Origin of the sequence: Streptomyces sp. A1277 (genome assembly GCF_004795015.1) — a bacterium.
GTDB lineage: Bacteria > Actinomycetota > Actinomycetes > Streptomycetales > Streptomycetaceae > Streptomyces.
In genome coordinates this window covers 1-20570 of sequence record NZ_SSBI01000044.1, presented here as the reverse complement: position 1 = coordinate 20570, position 20570 = coordinate 1, and the positions used below count along the sequence as shown (strand labels likewise).

Annotated in this window: 17 protein-coding genes, 2 tRNA genes and 1 pseudogene; 8 read left to right on the top strand and 12 right to left on the bottom strand. The window is 72.7% G+C overall.

The features are described from left to right. Nucleotides 1–8: 8 nt before the first annotated feature. Both E6R18_RS25790 and E6R18_RS25785 read right to left on the bottom strand, forming a co-directional pair. Nucleotides 9–2183 (bottom strand): glycosyltransferase family 39 protein, encoded by a 2175-nt coding sequence (locus tag E6R18_RS25790; protein ID WP_136319299.1) that lies wholly within the window; start codon nucleotides 2181–2183, stop codon nucleotides 9–11. After that, nucleotides 2180–3586: a bifunctional glycosyltransferase family 2/GtrA family protein gene (locus E6R18_RS25785; protein WP_240799854.1), complete on the bottom strand. Its 1407-nt coding sequence runs from the start codon at nucleotides 3584–3586 to the stop codon at nucleotides 2180–2182. Before E6R18_RS25785 ends, E6R18_RS25790 begins: the two co-directional genes overlap by 4 nt. A 371-nt stretch (nucleotides 3587–3957) precedes the next feature. On the opposite strand from E6R18_RS25785, the gene E6R18_RS25780 reads away from it, so the two are divergent. Further along, nucleotides 3958–5301, top strand: coding sequence for a hydroxymethylglutaryl-CoA reductase (locus E6R18_RS25780; protein ID WP_240799853.1), 1344 nt, complete (start codon nucleotides 3958–3960; stop codon nucleotides 5299–5301). A 197-nt stretch (nucleotides 5302–5498) separates the two neighbouring features. Here E6R18_RS25780 and E6R18_RS25775 read toward each other — a convergent pair whose 3' ends face one another. Then, nucleotides 5499–5972: a carboxymuconolactone decarboxylase family protein gene (locus E6R18_RS25775; protein WP_136319298.1), complete on the bottom strand. Its 474-nt coding sequence runs from the start codon at nucleotides 5970–5972 to the stop codon at nucleotides 5499–5501. A gap of 70 nt (nucleotides 5973–6042) precedes the next feature. Between E6R18_RS25775 and E6R18_RS25770 the strand changes: the two genes are divergently transcribed. Next, nucleotides 6043–6924, top strand: a complete 882-nt coding sequence (locus E6R18_RS25770; RefSeq protein WP_136319297.1) for a sigma-70 family RNA polymerase sigma factor — start codon at nucleotides 6043–6045, stop codon at nucleotides 6922–6924. A gap of 170 nt (nucleotides 6925–7094) precedes the next feature. On the opposite strand, the gene E6R18_RS25765 is transcribed toward E6R18_RS25770, so the two are convergent. From E6R18_RS25765 to E6R18_RS25750, 4 genes are all read right to left on the bottom strand, one after another. After that, complete coding sequence (locus E6R18_RS25765; protein ID WP_136319296.1) at nucleotides 7095–8663, bottom strand: HAMP domain-containing sensor histidine kinase; 1569 nt, start codon at nucleotides 8661–8663, stop codon at nucleotides 7095–7097. Next, on the bottom strand, nucleotides 8656–9393 hold the full coding sequence (locus E6R18_RS25760) for a response regulator transcription factor (RefSeq protein WP_168712435.1): 738 nt from the start codon (nucleotides 9391–9393) through the stop codon (nucleotides 8656–8658). Before E6R18_RS25760 ends, E6R18_RS25765 begins: the two co-directional genes overlap by 8 nt. Nucleotides 9394–9482: 89 nt before the next feature. Next, nucleotides 9483–10358, bottom strand: a complete 876-nt coding sequence (locus E6R18_RS25755; protein ID WP_136319294.1) for an amidohydrolase family protein — start codon at nucleotides 10356–10358, stop codon at nucleotides 9483–9485. A gap of 13 nt (nucleotides 10359–10371) precedes the next feature. Beyond that, nucleotides 10372–11253, bottom strand: a complete 882-nt coding sequence (locus E6R18_RS25750) for a DUF2797 domain-containing protein (protein ID WP_136319293.1) — start codon at nucleotides 11251–11253, stop codon at nucleotides 10372–10374. 87 nt (nucleotides 11254–11340) lie between these two features. Here E6R18_RS25750 and E6R18_RS25745 point away from each other — a divergent pair, with 87 nt between their 5' ends. The 4 genes and pseudogenes from E6R18_RS25745 to E6R18_RS35035 all read left to right on the top strand — a co-directional run bounded on the left by E6R18_RS25745 (nucleotide 11341) and on the right by E6R18_RS35035 (nucleotide 14025). Further along, nucleotides 11341–12285 (top strand): RNA polymerase sigma-70 factor, encoded by a 945-nt coding sequence (locus tag E6R18_RS25745; protein ID WP_136319292.1) that lies wholly within the window; start codon nucleotides 11341–11343, stop codon nucleotides 12283–12285. A gap of 93 nt (nucleotides 12286–12378) precedes the next feature. Then, complete coding sequence (locus E6R18_RS25740) at nucleotides 12379–13572, top strand: FAD-dependent oxidoreductase (RefSeq protein ID WP_136319291.1); 1194 nt, start codon at nucleotides 12379–12381, stop codon at nucleotides 13570–13572. Between the two features lie 46 nt (nucleotides 13573–13618). Beyond that, nucleotides 13619–13840 (top strand): annotated as a pseudogene (locus E6R18_RS35040) (thioesterase domain-containing protein); the annotation flags it as partial. A gap of 8 nt (nucleotides 13841–13848) precedes the next feature. Next, on the top strand, nucleotides 13849–14025 hold the full coding sequence (locus E6R18_RS35035; protein ID WP_240799859.1) for a thioesterase domain-containing protein: 177 nt from the start codon (nucleotides 13849–13851) through the stop codon (nucleotides 14023–14025). Nucleotides 14026–14079: 54 nt separating this feature from the next. On the opposite strand, the gene E6R18_RS34170 is transcribed toward E6R18_RS35035, so the two are convergent. The 5 genes from E6R18_RS34170 to E6R18_RS25710 form a co-directional block, all read right to left on the bottom strand. Next, nucleotides 14080–14253, bottom strand: coding sequence for a hypothetical protein (locus E6R18_RS34170; protein WP_168712434.1), 174 nt, complete (start codon nucleotides 14251–14253; stop codon nucleotides 14080–14082). Further along, the gene (locus tag E6R18_RS25730) at nucleotides 14250–14666 is read right to left on the bottom strand and encodes an ATP-binding protein (protein WP_136319290.1); all 417 of its coding nucleotides are present in this window, start codon (nucleotides 14664–14666) and stop codon (nucleotides 14250–14252) included. The genes E6R18_RS34170 and E6R18_RS25730 overlap by 4 nt, the downstream gene beginning before the upstream one ends. 125 nt (nucleotides 14667–14791) lie before the next feature. After that, on the bottom strand, nucleotides 14792–16006 hold the full coding sequence (locus tag E6R18_RS25725; RefSeq protein WP_136319289.1) for a helix-turn-helix domain-containing protein: 1215 nt from the start codon (nucleotides 16004–16006) through the stop codon (nucleotides 14792–14794). Between the two features lie 285 nt (nucleotides 16007–16291). Further along, a tRNA-Arg gene (locus E6R18_RS25715) sits at nucleotides 16292–16364 on the bottom strand. 182 nt (nucleotides 16365–16546) lie between these two features. Then, nucleotides 16547–16637, bottom strand: a tRNA-Ser gene (locus tag E6R18_RS25710). A 196-nt stretch (nucleotides 16638–16833) separates the two neighbouring features. On the opposite strand from E6R18_RS25710, the gene E6R18_RS25705 reads away from it, so the two are divergent. Next, the gene (locus tag E6R18_RS25705; RefSeq protein WP_136319288.1) at nucleotides 16834–17292 is read left to right on the top strand and encodes an SSI family serine proteinase inhibitor; all 459 of its coding nucleotides are present in this window, start codon (nucleotides 16834–16836) and stop codon (nucleotides 17290–17292) included. Nucleotides 17293–17504: 212 nt separating this feature from the next. Further along, nucleotides 17505–20570 (top strand): PAS domain-containing sensor histidine kinase (locus tag E6R18_RS25700; RefSeq protein ID WP_206308429.1); only part of this gene is annotated, 3066 nt, incomplete at its 3' end.

The following is a 20570-nucleotide window of genomic DNA, read 5'->3' as shown; positions in this document are numbered from 1 at the left end:
GTGAACGGTCAGCTGCCCGTCTGCGCCCGGGTCAGGTCGTAGAACGTGGCGCTGCCCACCGTCACCTCCTTGAAGTTCTTCTCGACCCAGGAGGAGATCTGCGAGGCGGTGCCGCCGCTGCCGCCCATTCCGCCGCCGCCCTCTCCGCCGGAGACGAAGTAGTGGATGCGGCCGTCCTCGACGTACTTCTCGAACTGCGCGAGCGTCGGGGACGGGTCGCTGCCGTTGAAGCCGCCGATCGCCATCACCGGCTTCTCGGTGGCGAGTTGGTAGCTCGCGGCGTTCTGCGAGCCGATGGCGGCCGCCGCCCAGGTGTAGTCGTCGGCGTTCGCCTCCAGGAGCTTCCTGGCCTCGGAGCCGACGGACGCGCCGTTGAGGAGGCCCCCCATGCCGCCGCCTCCGCCACCGGGGCCGCCGCGTTCGCCGGTGGGCCGGCTGTTCTGGCTGTTCTGTCCCTTCTGTGAGGGTGCTTGGCCCTGGCCTGTGCCCGTGCCCTGGCCGGGCGGGGTGCCGGTGGGGGGCCGGCCCATGCCGGTGCCTTGCTGGTTTCCGGCGCCCTGCTGGTTCGTACCCTGCTGGCCGCCCTGGCCGGGGGGCCGGCCCATGCCGCCACCGCCGCCCGGACCGCCGCCACGGCCGCCACCGCCACCGGGGCCGCCCATGCCGCCGGAGGACGGGCCGGCCGTGACGATCGAACCCTGGTGGCCCGTGTTCAGCGTGCTGACGGTGTACGCGGTCGGCCCTGCCAGGGACGCGGCGAAGCCCAGGACCACCGCGACCAGGGCGAGCCGGCGCCCGAGCCGGGCCGCGAGCAGCAGGCCCACCGCCGCCACGAGCCCGGCGACGAGCACCGTGGTCCGCAGCCAGGGCTGGTAGTCGGGTGTCCGCCCCAGCAGGACGTACGCCCAGTACGCCGTCACCGCGACCACGGCGGCGAGCGTGGCGCCCGCCCACCAGCGGGACCGCTCCTCCCACAGGACCGTGACGCCCATGCCGATCAGCGCCGCGATGTAGGGGGCGAGGGCCACCGTGTAGTACTGGTGGAAGATGCCGGCCATGAAGCTGAACACGGCCGCCGTCATCAGCAGCGAGCTGCCCCAGGCGAGGAAGGCCGCGCGGGCGGTGTCGGTGCGCTTCGCCCGCCAGGTCAGCCAGACGCCCGCGACGAGCAGGATCAGGGCGGCGGGCAGCAGCCAGGAGATCTGTGACCCGATCTCGGAGTTGAACATCCGGCCGATGCCGGTCTCGCCCCACTGACCGCCGCCGCCCCGGCCCCCTCCGCCGCCGACGCTGCCGGTCTCGTCGCCATTGATCCGGCCGAGGCCGTTGTAGCCGAAGGTCAGCTCAAGGAAGGAGTTGTTCTGCGAACCGCCGGTGTACGGGCGTGAGGATGCGGGCCACAGCTCGACGATCGCCACCCACCAGCCGCCCGCGACGATCATCGCGAGCGCGGAGAGGCCCAGCTGCCCGAACCGCTTGCGTACGGAGACCGGCGCGAACACCGCGTACAGCACCGCGAGCGGCGGCAGGATCAGGAACGCCTGGAGGGTCTTGGACAGGAACGCGAGCCCGACCGCGACGCCCGCCCACACCAGCCACTTGGTGCGGCCGTGCTCCATCGCGCGCAGCACGCAGTAGACGGTGACGGTCATCAGCAGCGCGAGCAGCGCGTCCGGGTTGTTGAAGCGGAACATCAGCGCGGCGACGGGCGTGAGCGCGAACACCGCCATGGTGATCAGCCCGGCGGCGGCGCTGAACCGGCGGCGTACGGCCGCGTACAGCACCCCGGCCGTCGCCGCGGCCATCAGCACCTGCGGGGCCAGGATCGCCCAGGAGCCGAGGCCGAAGATCCGCACGGACAGGGCCATGGGCCACAGGGTGGCCGGGGGCTTGTCGACGGTGATGGCGTTGGCCGAGTCCAGCGAGCCGAAGAAGAACGCCTTCCAGCTCCGGCTGCCGGCCTGCACGGCGGCGGAGTAGAAGGAGTTGGCGTAGCCGGAGGCGCTGAGGTTCCAGAAGTACGTCAGCGTGATGACGAGGAGCAGGGCGAGGAAGGCGGGGCGCACCCAGGGCGCGTCCTCGGTCCGGCCGCGCCAGGCGCGGCGCGGCAGCGTGCCGGCCCGTGCGTGACCCGGGGGCGTGTCCGGCCGGGCCGGCGCGTAGGCGGGGTCGAACGTGGTCATCGGGCGTTCCTCAGGTGGTGGGTGCTTTCGGCGGCCGGTGCGGGGACGGGGACGGCTGCGGGGGCCGGGGGCGCCACGGCGTGCGCGGGGCCGGCCGTTTCGCCGCCCCGGTCCCTGCCCCGGTCACTGCCCCGGTCACCGGCCCCGTCCCGGTCCGGGAAGACCCAGGCGCGGAAGAGCAGGAAGCGGAGCACGGTCGCCGCGAGGTTGGCCGCGATCAGCACGGCGAGTTCGGTGGTGTGCGAGGGCGATCCGGACGCCGCGCCCAGGGCCGCCAGCGAACCGCTGGTCAGGGCGAGGCCGATGGCGAAGACCACGAGGCCCTGCGCCTGGTGGCGGACGGCGCCGCCCCGGCCGCGTACCCCGAAGGTGAGCCTCCGGTTCGCCGCGGTGTTGGCGACGGCCGAGACGAGGAGCGCGGCCCCGTTGGCGAGCTGGGGCCCGGCGCCGAGCCGGAAGAGGGAGTACAGCGCCAGGTAGAACAGGGTGGACAGGGCGCCCACCACACAGAACCCGACGAGCTGCCGGGCCAGCCCGCCCGGCACCCCGCCGATGCCCCGGTCGCGCGGGTCGTCCCCGAAGGGCCGCGCCAGCCGGTCCAGCGGCAGCGCCCCGACGGCCAGCGCCCGCCCGACCCGCCACACGCCCTTCAGGTCATCGGTGGCGGTGCGCACGATGTGAACGGTGGAGTCGGGGTCGTCCACCCAGTCGACCGGCACCTCGTGGATGCGCAGCCCGGCCCGCTCGGCCAGCACCAGCATCTCGGTGTCGAAGAACCACCCGGTGTCCTCCACCATCGGCAGCAGCCGCTGCGCGACCTCCCGGCGGATCGCCTTGAACCCGCACTGCGCGTCGCTGAACCGGGCGGCCAGCGACGAGCGCAGGATGATGTTGTAGGCCCGCGAGACGAACTCCCGCTTCGTCCCCCGCACCACCCGCGAACTGCGCGCCAGCCGCGAGCCGATGGCGAGGTCCGAGTGCCCCGAGATGAGCGGCGCCACCAGCGGGAGCAGCGCGTTGAGGTCGGTGGACAGGTCCACGTCCATGTAGGCGAGGACCGGCGCGTCCGAGTGCGTCCAGACGGTACGCAACGCCCGCCCCCGCCCCTTCTCCTCCAACCGGAACGACCGAACCCCCGGCAATGACCGCGCCAGCCGCTGCGCCACCTCGGGCGTACGGTCGGTGCTCGCGTTGTCCGCGACGGTGATCCGGAAGGCGTACGGGAAGGTGCGCGCCAGGTGGTCGTGCAACCGCAGGACACACGGTTCGAGGTCCTTCTCCTCGTTGTAGACGGGGACCACCACATCGAGTACGGGCGCACCCGCCGCACCGCCCGCACCGCCCGCACCGGCCAGGAGGTGGTCCCGGGCCGGCAAGGTGCTCCAAGGAGTCTCTGTTCGCATGCCACCGACACTCGCCAACCGTGCTGTCACGGGTGTGTGGTGAGGCTGTGGGACGTCTGTGAGTGGTTCTGGGGCCCTGTCGGGTGGTGCGCTCCGTGCACACGTTGGAGTGGGCATGCGTAACCAACGGGGCGACGTGTCGTTGAGCTGGGACCGGGGGTGCCGGCGGGCGTCGAGGTGGGGGAGCAGTGTGAGCCCGTCCGAAGCAGGGCCCCTTGCCGAGCCATCGCATCGACGGCCGGGCCGATCGGGCCGGGGCGTTTCGTCGTAGGCGCTATTGCGGTGGGCTCGGTCACCACTCGACCCGGCTGCGAACAGTGGCGTGGAATTTCCTCCCCGGCCGGGCCGCCGCAGGAGAAGGGCAATGCTGTATGAGTTCCGAAGAGAGCCCCGGCCGGTCCGGTCCACCGCGCTCCCCGGGCCGGTTCGTGCCCGCGCGCGGGGTCTACACGGAGGCGGCGCGCCTGCAAAGGCTGAGCTGGCTCCGCTCCAGGACCCGGTCGGCGCTGGACTCCCTTCAGCACACCCGGCTCGATGCCGGCAGGCTGACCGGGAACATCGAGGGGCTTGTCGGCGCCGTCGAGATCCCGGTCGGCGTGGCCGGGCCCCTGCTGTTTCGCGGGACGAACGTTCAGGGTGAGGTCTACGCGCCGCTGGCGACCACGGAAGGCGCCCTGGTCTCGTCGGCGACACGTGGGGCGCTGGCCGTCACGATGGCGGGCGGCGTCAGCACGCACGCCGTCTCGCAGGCGATGACGCGTGCCCCCGTATTCGCGTTCGCCCGCCTGGCGGACGCCTGCCGTTTCGCCTCGGCGGTCCCCCGGTACCTCGGTGATCTCCGTACGGCCGTCCGGGAGGTTTCCGGCCATGCCGTACTCAACTCGATCGAACCCGTGGTCCTGGGCAGGGCCGTTCACCTGAGGTTCAGGTACACCACCGGGGACGCGGCGGGGCAGAACATGACGACCGCCTGCACGTGGCAGGCGTGTCAGTGGATTCTGCGGCAACCGCAGCTGCTCGCGGACGGGGCACTCGAATCCTTCATCATCGAAGGGAACTCGTCCGGCGACAAGAAGGCGTCGGCCCTGGCCATGGCGGAGGGCCGCGGGACCAGGGTGGCCGCCGACTGCGTGCTGCCGGCCGGAGTGATCGAGCGGGTCCTCAGGACCACCCCCGACGAGCTGGTGCGGGGATACCAGCACATCGCGGCCGGGGCGGTCCACAGCGCGATGCTGGGGTCCAACGCGAACTCCGCCAACATCGTGGCGGCGATCTTCACCGCGACCGGCCAGGACATCGCCTGCGTCCACGAGTCGGGCGCGGGGCAGTTCGTCCTCGAACGCACCCGGGACGGCGTCTACGCGAGCATGACCCTGCCCGGTCTGGCACTCGGCACGGTCGGTGGCGGCACCCATCTGCCCACGCAGCACGAGCTGTTGGAGATGATGGGATGCACCGGCCCGGGGAGCGCCGCCCGGCTGGCGGAGATCATCGCGGGCTTCGCCCTGGCCCTGGACCTGTCGACCGTGTCCGCGGCCGTGTCGGGAGACTTCGCCAGCGCCCACGAACGCCTCGGGCGCAACAGGCTGCCCCAGCAGAGCGGCACCGGCCAGTACGCCGCACCGCCGGCCGGCGGCGAGTACCGGATCGACGGCCCGACAGCAGGAGGAGCGGGACAGTTGCCCGCCCCACCGGCCGTTCGGACGCGGGAGTGAGCGGCGGGGGCCGTCCGTATCTCCCGGCCCCCGGAATCTCCCGGCCCCCGGAATCTCCCAGCCCCCGGGAGACGCACCGCGAAGACCGTGTCGGCCGGCACCGGTCTCGCCGGGGAGAAGCGCGGCTTCGCTCTCCCATGAGGGCACACCGTCCTCGCTGAGGTGAGCTCCCTGACGCCAGGCCGGCAGCGCACCGGTCACCAAGTGGTGCCGGCGGGCTCCTCGATGGTGGTGTTGATGCGGTTGAAGAAGTTGGTGAGGCCGATCATCAGGATGATCGCGGAGAGCTGCTCCTCGTTGAAGTGGTCCGCGGCCTCGTTCCACACCTCATCGGGGACGGCCTTGCCGGAGCGGTCGGCGATCCGGGTGGCGGCCTCGGTCAGGGCCAGGGCCGCGCACTCCTCGTCGGTGAAGAACGGTGCCTCACGCCAGGCGGCCACGGCGTGGAGGCGTTCGTCGCTCTCGCCGTGCTTCTTCGCACCGGCCACGCCGGCGAACACGCAGGCGCTGCAGCCGTTGATCTGGCTGGCCCGCAGGTGGACCAGCTCCAGGGTCTGCGGGGAGACGCCGCCCTGGTACATGGCCTTGTAGATGTTCTGGACGCCCTTCACGGCGTCCGGCAGGACCAGGGCGGGGTTCTTCATCCGGGCGGTCGTGGTCTCGGCGTTCATCTGATGCGCTCCTCGTGATCCGTTAGCGTCTGTCACTGGATCGACGGATCCCGACGCGGGGGTGTGACAGGTGAGCGAGAACTTTCTTCTGGCCGACCGTTTCGAGGCGGAGCGGCCCGGGCTGAGGGCGGTGGCCTACCGGATGCTGGGGTCGCTCGCCGAGGCGGAGGACGCCGTCCAGGACGCGTGGCTCAAGCTCAGCCGTGCCGATGTGAGCGACGTGAAGAATCTGGGGGCCTGGCTCACCACGGTCGTGGGCCGGGTCTCCCTGGACATGCTGCGTTCGCGTACCTCGCGACGTGAGGATCCGCTGCCCGAGCAGGACGGGACGGTCCGGTTGCCGGATCCGGTGGTCACTGCGGCCCGCGTCGACCCCGAGCAGGAGGTACTGGTCGCGGACTCGGTGGGCATCGCGCTCATGATCGTGCTGGAGATCCTCTCCCCGGCCGAGCGACTCGCCTTCGTCCTGCACGACATGTTCGACGTGCCCTTCGACGACATCGCCCCCGTCCTCGGCCGGACCACTGTCTCCACCCGGCAGCTCGCCAGCCGCGCCCGCCGCCGGGTCCAGGACGCCGCCCCGGCGGCCGACACGGACCTCGCCCGGAAGCGCGATGTCGTGGACGCCTTCCTGACCGCCTCCCGCGGCGGCGACTTCGAGGCGCTCCTGGCCGTCCTCGCCCCCGACGTGGTCGCGCGCTCGGACGGCGGCACGCGCGTCCCGAGCATCCTGCGTCGCGGCGCGGCCGACGTGGCGTCCCAGGCGATCACCTTCGCCCGCTTCGCGGCGGACGCACGCCTCGTCCTGGTCAACGGCACACCCGGCGTCGTCTCATTCGCCGAGGGACGACCGCTGTCCGTCATGTCGTTCACCATCCGGGACGGCCGTATCACCGGACTCGACATCCTCACCGATCCTGACCGCTTGGCCTCGTTCGGCCTGACCGCCTGACCGCCTGACCGCCTGACCCAACGGCGCCGACCGGGAGGCGGAAGTCCGAGGCCGACACGGGCGCGCGTGGCACACCGCTGCCACGCGACGGGCCCGTACTTCTGTCACCGGGGCGGACGGGCGGACAGAGCGACGTACGCCTCGGAGCGGGGCGATTGGCCCGCCCCTTCTCACGGACCGGTGCTGTCGGATGCCTCGTAGGACCGGACCGCGTCCGCCGGCAGATGCACCGCGAACAACGTCTCCCCCGCCACCGACCGGACCTCCGCCACCCCGCCGTGCGCCGCCACCACCGCCTGGACGATGGCGAGGCCCAGGCCCGTCGAACCCGCGTTGCGGGAGCGGGAGGCGTCGCCTCGGGCGAAGCGTTCGAAGACGTGGGGGAGGAGGTCGGGCGGGATGCCGGGGCCGTTGTCCTGGACCTCCAGGGTGACCCACGGGTCGCCTGAGGCCGCCAGGACGCGGGTGGTGACCGTGGTGCCGGGTGGGGTGTGGGTGCGTGCGTTGGCCAGGAGGTTGACCAGGACCTGTTGGATGCGGGTGGGGTCGGCGCGGACCGCGGCGGGGGCGTCGGGGAGGTCCAGGTGCCAGTGGTGTGCGGCGCGGTCCGCCGCGCGGGCGTCGCTCACCGCGTCGACCACCAGCGGGGACAGATCGGTGCTCTCGTACGAGAGCGGGCGGCCCGCGTCCAGGCGGGCGAGCAGGAGCAGGTCCTCGACCATGCCCGTCATGCGCTGCGCCTCGGACTCGATGCGGCCCAGGGCGTGGCGGGTGTCGGGGCCGGGGTTCTCACGGCCGCGCCGGGTGAGTTCGGCGTAGCCGCGTATCGAGGCGAGCGGGGTGCGCAGTTCGTGGCTGGCGTCCGCGACGAACTGGCGCACCCGCGTCTCGCTGCGCTGCCGCGCGTCCAGGGCCGAGCCGACGTGGCCCAGCATCCGGTTGAGGGCCGCGCCGACCTGGCCGACCTCCGTGCGCGGGTCCGCCTCGGCCTCCGGGACCCGTTCGAACAGGGCCACCTCGCCGCTGTGCAGGGGGAGTTCGGAGACCCGGGTCGCCGTGGCGGCCACCCGGCGCAGGGGGCGGAGAGCCACCCCGACCATGGCGGTGCCCGCGATCCCGGCGGCGACGAGACCGGCGCCGGTCACGCAGACCTCGACCAGGATCAGGGTGTTGAGCGCGCGGCTCACCTCGGTGGTGGGGATGCCCACGAGGACGGCCCCGCCGTCGCTCGCGGGCACCGCCCGCACCCGGTAGCCGCCCAGGCCGGGCAGCTCGACGTCGTGCGCACGGTTGTCCGCCGTGACACCGGCCACCGTGAGGGCCCTCTGCTGCGCCTCGGTCAGCGGTTCGGTGTTCTCGGCGGCGTCCGGCCCGCCGTCCTCCACGACCGCGGAGTCGGTGATGGCGCCGTCCTCCACCAGCGCGCCGAACGTCTGGAGGGGCTGGCCGCCCATGCCGATGAAGGAGAGCGGGTCGCGGGCCGGAGAGTCCTCCGGGCTCTTCGGGTTCTTGGCGTCCTTGGCGTCCTTCCCGGGGCCTCCCTGGCTCGGCGCGCCCGGCACGCGTTCCGCGCGGACCGCGATGTCCCGCAGCTGGTCGTCCAGCTTCCCGTACATGTAGCTGTGGAAGGCGATGGCGGTCACCGAGCCGATCACGGCGGCGACCACCGCGATCAGGGTCACCGCCGAGACCACGAGACGGGTGCGCAGGGTCCAGGGGCGGCCCGTGCGGCTACTCACCGGGCTTGATCAGGTATCCCGCCCCGCGCCGGGTGTGGATCATGGGAGAACGGCCCGCGTCGATCTTCTTGCGCAGGTAGGAGATGTACAGCTCGACCACGTTGGCCTGGCCGCCGAAGTCGTAGTTCCAGACCCGGTCCAGGATCTGCGCCTTGCTCAGCACCCGGCGCGGGTTGCGCATCAGGAACCGCAGCAGCTCGAACTCGGTCGCCGTCAGATGGATGTTCGTCCCGCCCCGGCTCACCTCGTGGCTGTCCTCGTCCAGCATCAGGTCGCCCACCACGAGCTGCGACTCGCTGCGCACCGCCGCCGTGCCCGAGCGCCGGATCAGCCCGCGCAGCCGGGCCACGACCTCCTCCAGGCTGAACGGCTTGGTGACGTAGTCGTCGCCGCCCGCCGTGAGCCCGGCGATCCGGTCCTCCACGGAGTCCCGCGCGGTCAGGAACAGCACCGGCACGTCGGACAGCTCCCGGCGCAGCCTGCCGAGAACGGCGAGCCCGTCCATGTCGGGCAGCATCACGTCCAGGATCACCGCGTCGGGCCGGAAGTCTCTGGCCGTCCGCACGGCGTCGGCGCCGTCCCCCGCGCTGCGCACCTCCCAGCCCTCGTAGCGCAGCGCCATGGACAGCAGCTCCGCGAGCGGGACCTCGTCGTCCACGACCAGGACCCGGACGGGGGTGCGGTCCGGCCTGAGCAGTTCGGTACGCCCCTGGGGCGAGGTCGTCGTCATGCGCCCCAGCCTGTGAGACGGCTCTGAGAGAGTTCTTTTCCGATTCTGTGAATTCCCTGAGAAAGCCCGCCCCGGTCGATGCGGCGGTCTCAGAGGCCGAACAGCGCCTTCGCGTTGTCGTGGCAGACCGCCCGCAGCCAGTCGTCCCCGAGCCCCAGCCGTTCCAGCGCGTGCAGTTGGTGGGCGTACGGGTACGGGATGTTCGGGAAGTCCGTGCCCAGCAGGATGCGGTCCCCGAGCGCCGCGAGCCGCCCGTGCTCCGCCTTCGGGAACGGGGAGAAGTCCTCCGTGAAGTCGGTGAACGCCATCGTCGTGTCCAGCCGCACTTCCGGATACGTCTCCGCGAGCGTCAGGAACTCCGCGTACTCCGGCATCCCCATGTGCGCCACGATCAGGGGAAGGCGGGGGTGGCGGGCGAGGACGCGGGCCATGGGGCCCGGGCCGGTGTGCTCACCCGGGGCGGGTCCTGAGCCGCAGTGCGTCACGACCGGGACGCCCGCCTCCGCGAGCAGCCCCCACACCGGGTCGAGCAGGGGGTCGAGGGGGTCGTACGCCCCGACCTGGAGGTGCGCCTTGAAGACCCGCGCCCCGGCCTCCACCGCCTCCCGTACGTACTGTTCCGCTTCCGGTTCGGGGAAGAAGGTCGCGGTGTGCAGGCAGTCGGGGGTCCGGGCGGCGAAGTCCGCCGCCCAGCCGTTCAGCCAGGCCGCCATGGCAGGCTTGTGCGGGTAGAGCATCGAGGTGAAGCGGAGCACGCCGAACGAGCGGAGCAGGGCGAGCCGTTCGTCCTCCTCGTGCCGGTAGGTGATCGGCCACTCCAGGCCGGTCAGCGGGCCCGCCGAGTCGAAGTACGCCCAGACCTTGCGCAGCACCCGCTCCGGCATGAAGTGCGTGTGGACGTCGATGAGCCCGGGCAGCCCGAGCCGCTGCCGGAACCGCACCACGTCGTCGTGATCGTCACCCATGCGGCCGACCCTCTCAGAACAGCCCGTCCTGCGCGGCCCCGCCCCCCACCGCCGCGGTCGGCACGCTCACCCCGGCGCCCGCACCGGCCGCCGCCAGCGCCCAGCCGGTCATCAGCCGGGTGTCGACCACGACGACCCCGTCCGCGCCGGTTTCCAGGTGGAGGTCGGGTCCGGCCGCCGCGACCAGCCTCCCCGCGACCGCGCCGCCGTCCACCAGGCCGGTCACCGCCCTGCTCGGCCGGGGTACGGCCCCGAGCCCGAAGACCGCCGCATGGTCGACCGCCTCGAACGGCAGCCGCTCCAGCGCCTCCGGCCGGCCGCCGCCCTCCAGGGCCACCGCCTTCCCGTACAGCTCCGCCACCTCGGCCGCCCGCACCGCCGGCTCCGGCAGGTCCGCCCGCACCGCCCGCTTGCGCGCGTACGGGATGCGGTCCGGCACCCCGAGCGCCGCCCGCAGCACCTCCTCGGCCCGGCGCGCCGCCATCAGCGGGCCGCGCCCCAGCCAGCTGAAGACCACCGCCCCCTGCTCCCGCAGCCGGGCCGCGCCCCGCTCCTCGGCGGTGATCCCGACCTTCACCATCCCGGTCCCGAACCAGGCCAGGTACACGCGGTACGTGCGGGGGTCGTCCGGGATCGTGTCGGCGGCGACCGAGTGCGCCCGGTCGAGCCGCCCGCACTCGGGGCAGCGCCCGCCCGTGCTGTGCGCGGGGACCACGGCCCCCAGCGGGCAGGCGTGGCCCCGGGCCCCGGAGCACTGCCGTCGCCCGGCGGCCCGGAAGCCGAACTCCGTCCCGTAGCCCAGCGCACTCCCCCGCACCCTCGCCCCCTTGCGCCAGCCCAGAACGGGCCCGCCGGTGGCCTCGGGCCACCGCAGGCCGGTGCACTGCCATTCCATGCGCGCACCCTACGACCGGGCACTGACATTGATGCTGGTACTCAGGTTCCGGTGGCCGTGGCTCGGGCACTGACTACTATCCCGGGCATGGACCTGACGGTGCAGGACGTGGACCGGTTCGAGGCGGCCAGGCCCCGCCTGGAGGCCATCGCCTACCGCCTCCTCGGCTCGGCGAGCGAGGCCGAGGACGCCGTACAGGACACCTTCCTGCGCTGGCAGGCCGCCGACACCGGCCGGATCGAGGTCCCCGATGCCTGGCTGACGAAGGTCCTCACCAACCTCTGCCTCAACCAGCTCACCTCGGCCCGCGCCCGCCGCGAGACGTACGTCGGCCAGTGGCTGCCCGAACCGCTGCTCGCCGGGGACGCCATGCTCGGCCCCGCCGACACGGCCGAGCAGCGCGAGTCGGTCTCGTACGCCGTGCTCACGCTCATGGAGCGGCTGGCGCCGAGCGAGCGGGCGGTGTACGTGCTGCGCGAGGCGTTCGGCTACCCGCACCGGGAGATCGCCGAGATCCTGGACCTCACCGAGTCCGCCGCCCAGCAGGTCTTCCACCGGGCGAAGAAGCACATCGCGGACGGCAGGACGCGCACCGAGGTGGACGAGGCCGCCGCCCGCCGCGTCATCGAGGAGTTCCTGCTCGCCGCCGCCGGGGGCCGGACCGAACCGCTCGTGGAGCTGCTGACCTCGGACGCCACCTCGGTCGGGGACGGCGGCGGCAAGGTTCCGGCCCGCACCAAGCCGTTCGTGGGCGCGCAGGCCGTCGCGACGTTCATGCGGGGCCTGCTCAAGCCGGGCAAGGCCAAGACCGCGATCACCGGCGGTTCCGTGGGCCTGTACCTCACGCACGCCAACGGCTCCACCGCCGTCGTGGCAGCCGTCGGCGAGCGGGTCATCGGCGTCATGTGTGTGGACGTCACGCCCGAGGGCATCGCCGCGATCCGCAGCCAGGCCAATCCGGACAAGCTGGAACGGGCGACCCGGCAGTGGGCGGCCATGGAACATGGAAAACCGCTGCTCACAGCCTTCTAGGCGGCCTGTGATCCGCGTCACACCGCTCTTCTGTCAGGAAATCGCGGGCTGCCCGGTTCAAGGGGCGAACCCGCGCGAGACAGGAGCAGGCACATGCAGCACCGCATCATCGTCCTCGGAGCCGGATACGCCGGAGCCATCGCCGCAGGCCGCCTCGCCAAGCGGCTGCGCCGCGGCGACGCCACCGTCACCCTCGTCAACGCGGAGCCCGACTTCGTCGAGCGCGTCCGCATGCACCAGATCGCGGCGGGCCGGGACCTCACCCCGCGCCCCTTCGCCGAGATGTTCGCCGGTACCGGCGTGGCGCTGAGGATCGGCAGGGTCACCGCCGTGGACGTGGAACTGAAGACCGTCACCGTCCAGGGCACCGAAGGGACCGAGGAGCTGGCGTACGACACCCTCGTCCACGCCCTCGGCAGCGCATGGAACCCCCAGGGCGTCCCCGGCACCGCCGACCACGCCCACGAGATCGCGAGCCGCCCCGGGGCGCTGCGGCTGCGCGACCGGCTGGCCGCCCTCGCGGCCGGGCAGTCCGTGGTCGTCGTCGGCGGCGGGCTGACCGGTCTTGAGGCGGCGACCGAGTTCGCGGAGGCACGCCCGGACCTGGACATCGCGCTCGCCGCACGCGGCGGGCTCGGTGACTGGCTGTCCCCGGCGGGCCGCCGGCACGTGCGCAAGGTGTGCGACCGGCTCGGCGTCACCGTCCACGAGCACACCGCCGTCACCGAGGTCGGCGCCGGTCACGTCACCACGGCCGAGGGCACCTCGTACCCGGCGTCGGTCACCGTGTGGACGGCTGGCTTCGCGGTCCACCCGCTCGCGGCGGCCACCGCCCTGGAGACCGACGACACCGGCCGGATCGTGGTCGACGCGACCATGCGCTCGGTCTCGCACCCGGACGTGTACGCGATCGGGGACGCGGCCCTGGTCGCGGGCCCCGGGGGCAAGCCGCTGCGGATGTCCTGCGCCTCGGGCATCCCGACCGCCTGGCAGGCCGCCGACGCCCTCGCCGCCCGGCTGACCGGCCGGAAGCCGCCGCACACCCCGCTGCGCTACTTCAACCAGTGCGTCTCGCTGGGCCGCAAGGACGGTCTGATCCAGTACGTCACCGCCGACGACCGCGCGGTGCGCGGGGTCCTGACGGGCCGGGTCGCCGCCGTCTACAAGGAGCTCGTCTGCAAGGGCGCGGCCTGGGGCGTGGCCCACCCGACCGTCGGCATGCCGGTCCGGCGCCACCCGGCCACCCTGCGGACCGAGCCGGCCCCGGCCGCCGCCGGGGGACTGTGACCGGGGGCCTCAGACGAGGCGTTCGGGCAGCGGCCCCGCGCTCGGCGTGCCCCTCACCCTGTTTGCCTCGGGCCGCCTCGCCCCTTCCCGCCACCGCGAGAACGAACACGTCCACGAGTCCCCCGACGCCCAACTCCTGTCCACCATCCGCCGAATGAGCGGCACCGACCCGGCAGTCCTGGCCGACGAAGAACTCCTCCGCTCCATCCTCCCGGCCATCCGCGCCGACTACAGAGCCGCAGAAACGCACCGCTACCAGGCGGGCCCACCCCTGTCGTGCCCGATCGATGTCCTGAACGGCACAACGGATCCCGAGGAGCGGAGGCCGAAGCAGCCGCCTGGAGCACCCACACGACGGCGGCCTGCACCTTCCACAGCTACCCGGGCGGCCACTTCTACCTGAACGACCACGCGATGAAGGTGATCGAACTGATCCGGGAGCGGATCGCGTAGGAGGACCACTGACGAAGGGAAAGCCCCGGCCCAGTGAATTCACCGGCCGGGGCTTCACCGCTCCCCGCGCCACTCAGGTCGTTCGTCTTCCTCCGCCTCGTCCTCGACATCTGGGTCGGGTTCACGAATCACGGTGACCCGCAGGCAACCACCCGTGCCGAACATGTCGATCAACTGCGACAGGTGGGCTCGGGCGAGGCTGCGGGCGGAACTCTCTCCGGTGGTCACCCGCGCCCCTCCCGCTCCGCCCACACGACCTTGCCCCAGCGACGCTCGTCCGTGCCCCAGTCGACCGCCGGAGCCGCCACCGGTAACAGGCCGCGCCCGCCTTCGCCATCGTTCCCCGCCTGACGTTCCCCGGGCCGCGCCCGGGAGAAGTCCATGACAGCCACACGCACCTTCCGCGCCGCGGTGCGCTCCACCACCACCCGGATGGAATCCCGTCGGGCGTGCCGCACGGCATTGGCGACCAGTTCGGTCACGATCAAGGCGCCGTCGTCGGCCAACTCCTCCAAGCCCCAGCAGGAAAGGGCGGCATCAGTGAGGCGCCGGGCGACGGCGGCGCTCTTCGGCTCACGGGGCAGTGTCTGGCTGTAGCCCGGATGCCCGGTTGGGCGAGCCTGCGTTGCAGGTTGCGGCATGTCGGTCTGCTCTTTCAGATCGGCCGAGCCCCGGGGCCGGTCGCACGGCCGCCGGGGCGCTGTCCGCTCATGTAAGCGACATGCGAGAAGTGGTAACAGGGACGCCGCGTCCCACTTTCACCACGCTATTCGCAGACCCCCAGAAACTCCGCCAACGACCGCAGTCCAGCCGGATGGTTGGGCAGTGTCCAAAGGTCCCGGACGATGGCCACGGCCAACGTGTGGTGCTGCATCCACGTGGGAGCCACACGACGCAGGGACTCCAGGGCCTTTACGGCGCCGACCGCGTCGCCGAGGTCCGTGTGAGCGCGTGCCACGTCCAGCAGCAGCCACGTCCGCCAGGACGGCGGTGTGTCCTCGCTCAACCGCATCCCCTTGGCCAGGGCCAGGGCATCCTGCGGGTGTCCGTACTGAACGGCAAGTCGAACACGCTCGATGCGAACGGAAGACGGGCTGAAGACACTCACCATCCGGTTGTCACCACCGTCGGGCAGCTCCACCACGCGCGCCGCTTCCTTCTCCGCCGCCTCCATCATCGCCGCCGCACGCTCGTAGTCCCCGCTCCGCGCGGCGGACGTGGCGGCGCTCATGGTCAGCGCGCCCCAAACCTTCAGTCCGTCGCCGGTGTCGAGCCGGCCCGCGCCCACCAAGCCATCGGCATGGCGAAGCGCGATACCCGACGCGTCGTCCAGCCTCCCCTGCCGCTGGTATGTCCACGCAGTCGAGTTGACGATCATCGGCACGAGCAACGGATCTCCGGACTTTCCCGCAGCGTCTATTGCCCGCTCCAGGCTGGTCAGCGCGAGGTCGGTCTTCCCCATCCGCACGGCAACATGCCCGGCGAGCTGAAGTGCCTTGCCCAGAGCGCCGAAGCCGGCGCGCCGCACCTCTCCATCGGCCGAAGCAGTGGCCGTACGCGCATCCGCGATGAGATCCGGCAGCGCCTTCATCACCGTGTCGAACTCAGCGGAGTGGTACCGCGTCCATCCCGCCGCGATCTGTTCGCGCAACTGATCCAACGAGAACTCGGCCCCGGGCGGCTCCGGCCCCGCCCCCCCGAGCGCGGGCATGATGGCCCGCCGCACAGCCACGAAGCGCGGCCCGTCGTTCTCCCCCGAAGACGCGACGGCAGGCGGATCACCCAACAACGTGGTGAGCTCCACGCCCAGCCCGTTCGCCAGAGCGTGCAGCGTCGGAAGCCGCGCCGACTGCTTCCGCCCCTGTTCAAGCTGCCTGATCACATCGACGGACACACCGGCCCGCTCAGCCAACTCTTCCTGCGTCAGGGAAGCCAGCCTCCGCAGCCGCCGCAGAGTCCGCCCCAGATCACCGTTCGCCACGCAGCCACGGTACGCCGAGAGAACTGGCCTGGAGGGGAGCCGGAAGAAGAGCCCAATTCACCGAAGTCAACAACGCCGACGTCTGGTCGGGAAGCAGCACCGCCGACCCCGACCCGTGGACCTTGCGCCTCGCGACTGCCGCCACCACCTGGCACGCACACCGCAAACCTGTTTGAACTGAACTCTCGGCTCGGGGCGAGGACACTGTACGAAAGCTTCCGCGTACCGCTGCGCACACGACAAACACGAGAGGCCCGGACTTTCGTCCGGGCCTCTCGCCTGCTGTGCACTCGGCAGGATTCGAACCTGCAACCTTCTGATCCGTAGTCAGATGCTCTATCCGTTAAGCTACGAGTGCTTGTGCTTCCTGGGCTTTTCTGCCCCGTCCGCGTTGCGAGAACAACATTACATGACCTGCGCCGGGACGCGAAATCCATTAGCCGCACCCCGCCTGACCTGGGCAAACACCGGGAACCCACCCCGAGCGGGCCGGGAACGACCGAAGCCCCGGGCCAGTGGCTCGGGGCTTCGGTGGTGGGGCGGAGGCGGAGGGATTTGAACCCTCGATGGGGGGTAAACCCCAAACCGCATTAGCAGTGCGGCGCCATAGACCGGACTAGGCGACGCCTCCAGCACACCCCGCGCAAGCGCGGGTGGTGCGTGCAGATGATGACACAGCTGCACGCCGCGCCACCAATCGCGGCCTACGGTACTAGGCAGTCGGCCAGGAGGGCAAAGCGGTTCGGTTGCGCAACGCCGTGGCGTGCGGAGCGTTAGGCATGGCGGGGGCGCCGCCCTCCGCAGGTTCACCGGTCACAGGAGTCCGCATGATGCGCCGTCTCGCCCTCACCGCTGTCGCGTCCCTCGCCACGCTGACCGCGGCCGCGCCCGCCGCCACCGCCGCGGCCGGGCCCCTTCCGCTCCCCCTCTCCCTGCCCCTCCTCCAGAACGACGACGCGGGCACCCGGCTCACCGTGGTCGTCGCCGGATCGGGCAACCCGGAGGCGGACGGGACGTACGAGCTGGGGTGCGGGCCGGCCGGGGGCAGCCACCCGGTCGCGGCGCAGGCGTGCGAGCGGCTGGAGCAACTGGAGGCGGAAGGGGCGGACCCGTTCGCTCCGGTGCCCGGGGACGCGATGTGCACGTTGCAGTACGGCGGGCCGGCCACCGCCCGGGTCACCGGAACCTGGCACGGGCGGGACGTCAACGCCTCGTTCAAGCGGACCGACGGGTGTGAGATCGCGCGCTGGAACGGCCTGCGCCCCGTCCTGCCGAACGTGCGGTGAGCTGCCCCGCAGCCCGGCGGCGGGGCTCCGCGGGGCGCGGCGAGAGTCGGAGTCGTACACCGTATGCACCAAACCTTGGTGAGAGCTCCCCCTCATCCGCAGCCTCGCGCCCCTCCCCTGCCTTTAGACTCCTTCAGTGACAGCCTGAGGCCCGAGGGGCAAGATGGGGCCGCTGTCGGGCAAGGTGCAGTAATCAGGGAGGAAGCGTCGTCGTGAGCAGCAGGCCATCCCGAGGCGCTGCTCGCCTCGCAGCCATACTCGACGCCCTTCCGGACGGGCTTCTGCTCGTCAACTGCAACGGTACGGTCGTCAACGCCAACACCATCGCCCTCGAAATGTTCGAGACCCCGGGCACCGCGCTCGTCGGTCGCGGGCTGCTCGATCTGCTGCCGGAGTTCGACTCCAAGCTGATCCCGGGATCGATGCGTAGGCCGGAGGCTGCGGACGAGCGGGGCCGTACGAAGCCCACGCGGATGATCGCGCGGCGTACCGACGGCAACGAGTACCCCGTCGAGGTGACGAGCGCCAGCCTGGAGGACGGGCAGGCGGCGTACAAGGACGTCCAGCACTCGTACGGCGGCGGCTATACGGGTGACGAGCTGCTGATGCTCGTCGTGCGCGACCTCTCCGGCACCGTGGACACCGAGGCCGAGCTCGCCCGCTCGCAGCGCCAGACCGAGATGATCCTGCGCGCCGCTGCCGAGGGCGTCGTCGGTACGGACACGGACGGCCGGGTCGTCCTCGTCAATCCCGCCGCCGCGCAGATCCTGGGCTTCCGCGCCAGCGATCTCGGCGGCCGGGAGCTGCATCCGCTGATCCTGCACTCGCGTGCGGAGGGCGAGCCCTTCCCGTACGAGGAGTCCCCGCTCGCCGACACCCTGAAGTCCGGGCGCAAGCACCGCGTGCGCGGGCAGGTTCTGTGGTCCAAGAGCGGGGAACAGGTACCGGTCGACCTGACCACCGCCCCCGTCCGCGACGGTGACCAGCTCGTCGGCGCCGTGATGACGTTCACCGACCGCCGGCCCTACGAGGAGCTGGAGGCTCAGCGCAAGGCCGAGGCCGCCGAGCTGACCGAGAGCCACACCGCCGAGCTCACCGAGCTCACCGAACGGCACACCGCCGAGGTCGCCGCCCTGAAGGAGGCGCACGCCGCCGAGCTGGCCGACCGCACCGAGCGCTACGCCGCCGAGCTGGAGGAGCAGACCGAGCGGCTGACCGGCCTCACCGCCCGGCACAGTCAGCTCACCGCCGTGCTCGGCGAGTCGCTGCGCGGGCCCCTGGAGGAGCTGCGCGGCGAACTCTCCGCGCTCGCCGCCGACCCGGCCGGCCAGCTGTGGCCCGAGGCCAACCAGATCCTGCACCACCTCGCCGCGGGCTACGCGCGTATGACGACGCTCATCGACAACGTGCTGAGCTACCAGCGCCTCGACGGCGGCGCCGAGGCGCTCGTCAAGACGAGGGTGCTGCTCGACGGTGTCGTCACGGCCGGTGTCGACGCCTCGGTCGAGCTGATCGGGCCCGGCCGCGCCCAGTTCGCGGTGCACGCCCCGCCGATCGAGGCGGAGATCGACGCCGGACGCCTGGTGACCGCGCTCGCCCACCTCGTCGCGGACGTCGCCGGCGTCGATTCGACCGGCAAGGCGCGGCTCATGCCCGGCGGCGGCTATGTCGACTCGACCATCGTGGTCGCCGCCGCCCAGCGCGGTGACGTCGTACGCATCGAGGTACGGGGGCCGTTCGCCGGGGGCGACCCGGTGCATGTGCCGATCGTCAGCGGCATCGTGCGCGCGCACGGCGGTGTGCTCCAGACGCACGAGATGCCGGGCATGAGCGGTAGTGCGTACGTGCTTGAGGTGCCGATCGGCGCGGGGTCGGGGACTGTCGCGCCTCCCGCCGAGTCGCCTGCTCCGGTGGATGTTGTGCCGCCTGCGGCTGTGCCCGAGTCCATGCCTGAACCTGCGGCTGTGTCCGTGCACGAGCCTGCGGCTGTTGCCGGGCCTGCGGCTGTTGCCGGGCCTGCGGCTGTTGCCGGGCCTGCGGCTGTTGCCGGGCCTGCGGCTGTTCCCGTTGTGGAGTCCGGTCATGCGGGTCGTGCGGGTCATGCGGCCTCGGTGCCGTCTGACCCGTCTGTTCCGTCTGTTCCGTCTGTTCCGTCCGTGCCTTCGGCAGCCGAGGTTCCCGAGGCCGGGCGGGGGCGGCGCCGGGCGCGTCGTCCCTCCACCGACGCCTTCCTGGAGAGCCCTGTCGGCGGGTCCGACGGCACCGGCGAGCTCCAGGCCGCCCCCGGCGACACCGGCGCGGCCGAGCCGACCGGGCGCCGGCGTGCGCGCCGTGCGGCCCCGGCGCCCGAGGTGGCGCCGAACGAACTCATCCCCGCCCAGCAGGCCGAGGGCTCCGGGCGACGGCGCGGGCGGCCCAGCCCCGCCGAGACGGGGGCCCAGGCGCCGGGGCAGGCCCTCGCGCTGCCCTCGGCCGCCCCTGCCGCCCCGGCCGCCCCCTCGGAGGGGTCCGTGGTGACCGCCGCCGAGGGTGCGCAGGGCGGCGGTGGCCGGCCGCAGCGCGGGCAGACCGTGCCGCCGCAGGGCGTTCCGGCCGATGCGCAGGTCCCGGTCGGGGCCGGCGGGCACGGGGGGCACCGGGGGCGCCCGGGCGAGGAGAACCGGCTGGCGCTTCCCGCCGCTGTGAACGCCATCGAATCCACGGCCCCCGCCGCGTTCTCGAACCTGGACGACGCGGGCCACACGGCTCCCGGTGCGGGGGCCCCCGTACCGGAGCTGCCCGCACCGGCGCCGCAGCCGACCGGCCGGAGGGCCCGGCGCGCGCTGGCCGTCGCCCAGGAGCGGGCCGCCGCTGCCGAGCAGGCCGGGCCGCGCGTCCCCTTCGCGCTGCCGCCCGCCGATGCGGACCGGGTGGTTCCGGCCGGTGGTGAGGTGGACGGTTCGCTGCCTGCGGGGCTCGGTGCTGTGGGTGCCGCCGGGCCCCAGGGGGCCGGTGCGGTGTCCGGTGCGCCCGAGGGCGGCGCCGGGGCGCCTGGTGGTGTGGTCGGTGCGCCTGGTGGTGTGGCCGGGGCGTCCAACGCCCCCTTCGGTGCGCCGGAGCACGCCCCCGTACCGCGTCAGGCCGCCCAGGCCCCGGCTGCCCCGCAGGCCCCGCCTGCCCCACAGGTCCCGCAGGCCCCGCCTGCCCCGCAGGTCCCGCAGGCCCCGCCTGCCCCGCCTGCCCCGCCCGCCCCGCAGGTCCCGCCCGCCCCGACCGGTCGGCGCCGCGCCCGCCCGATC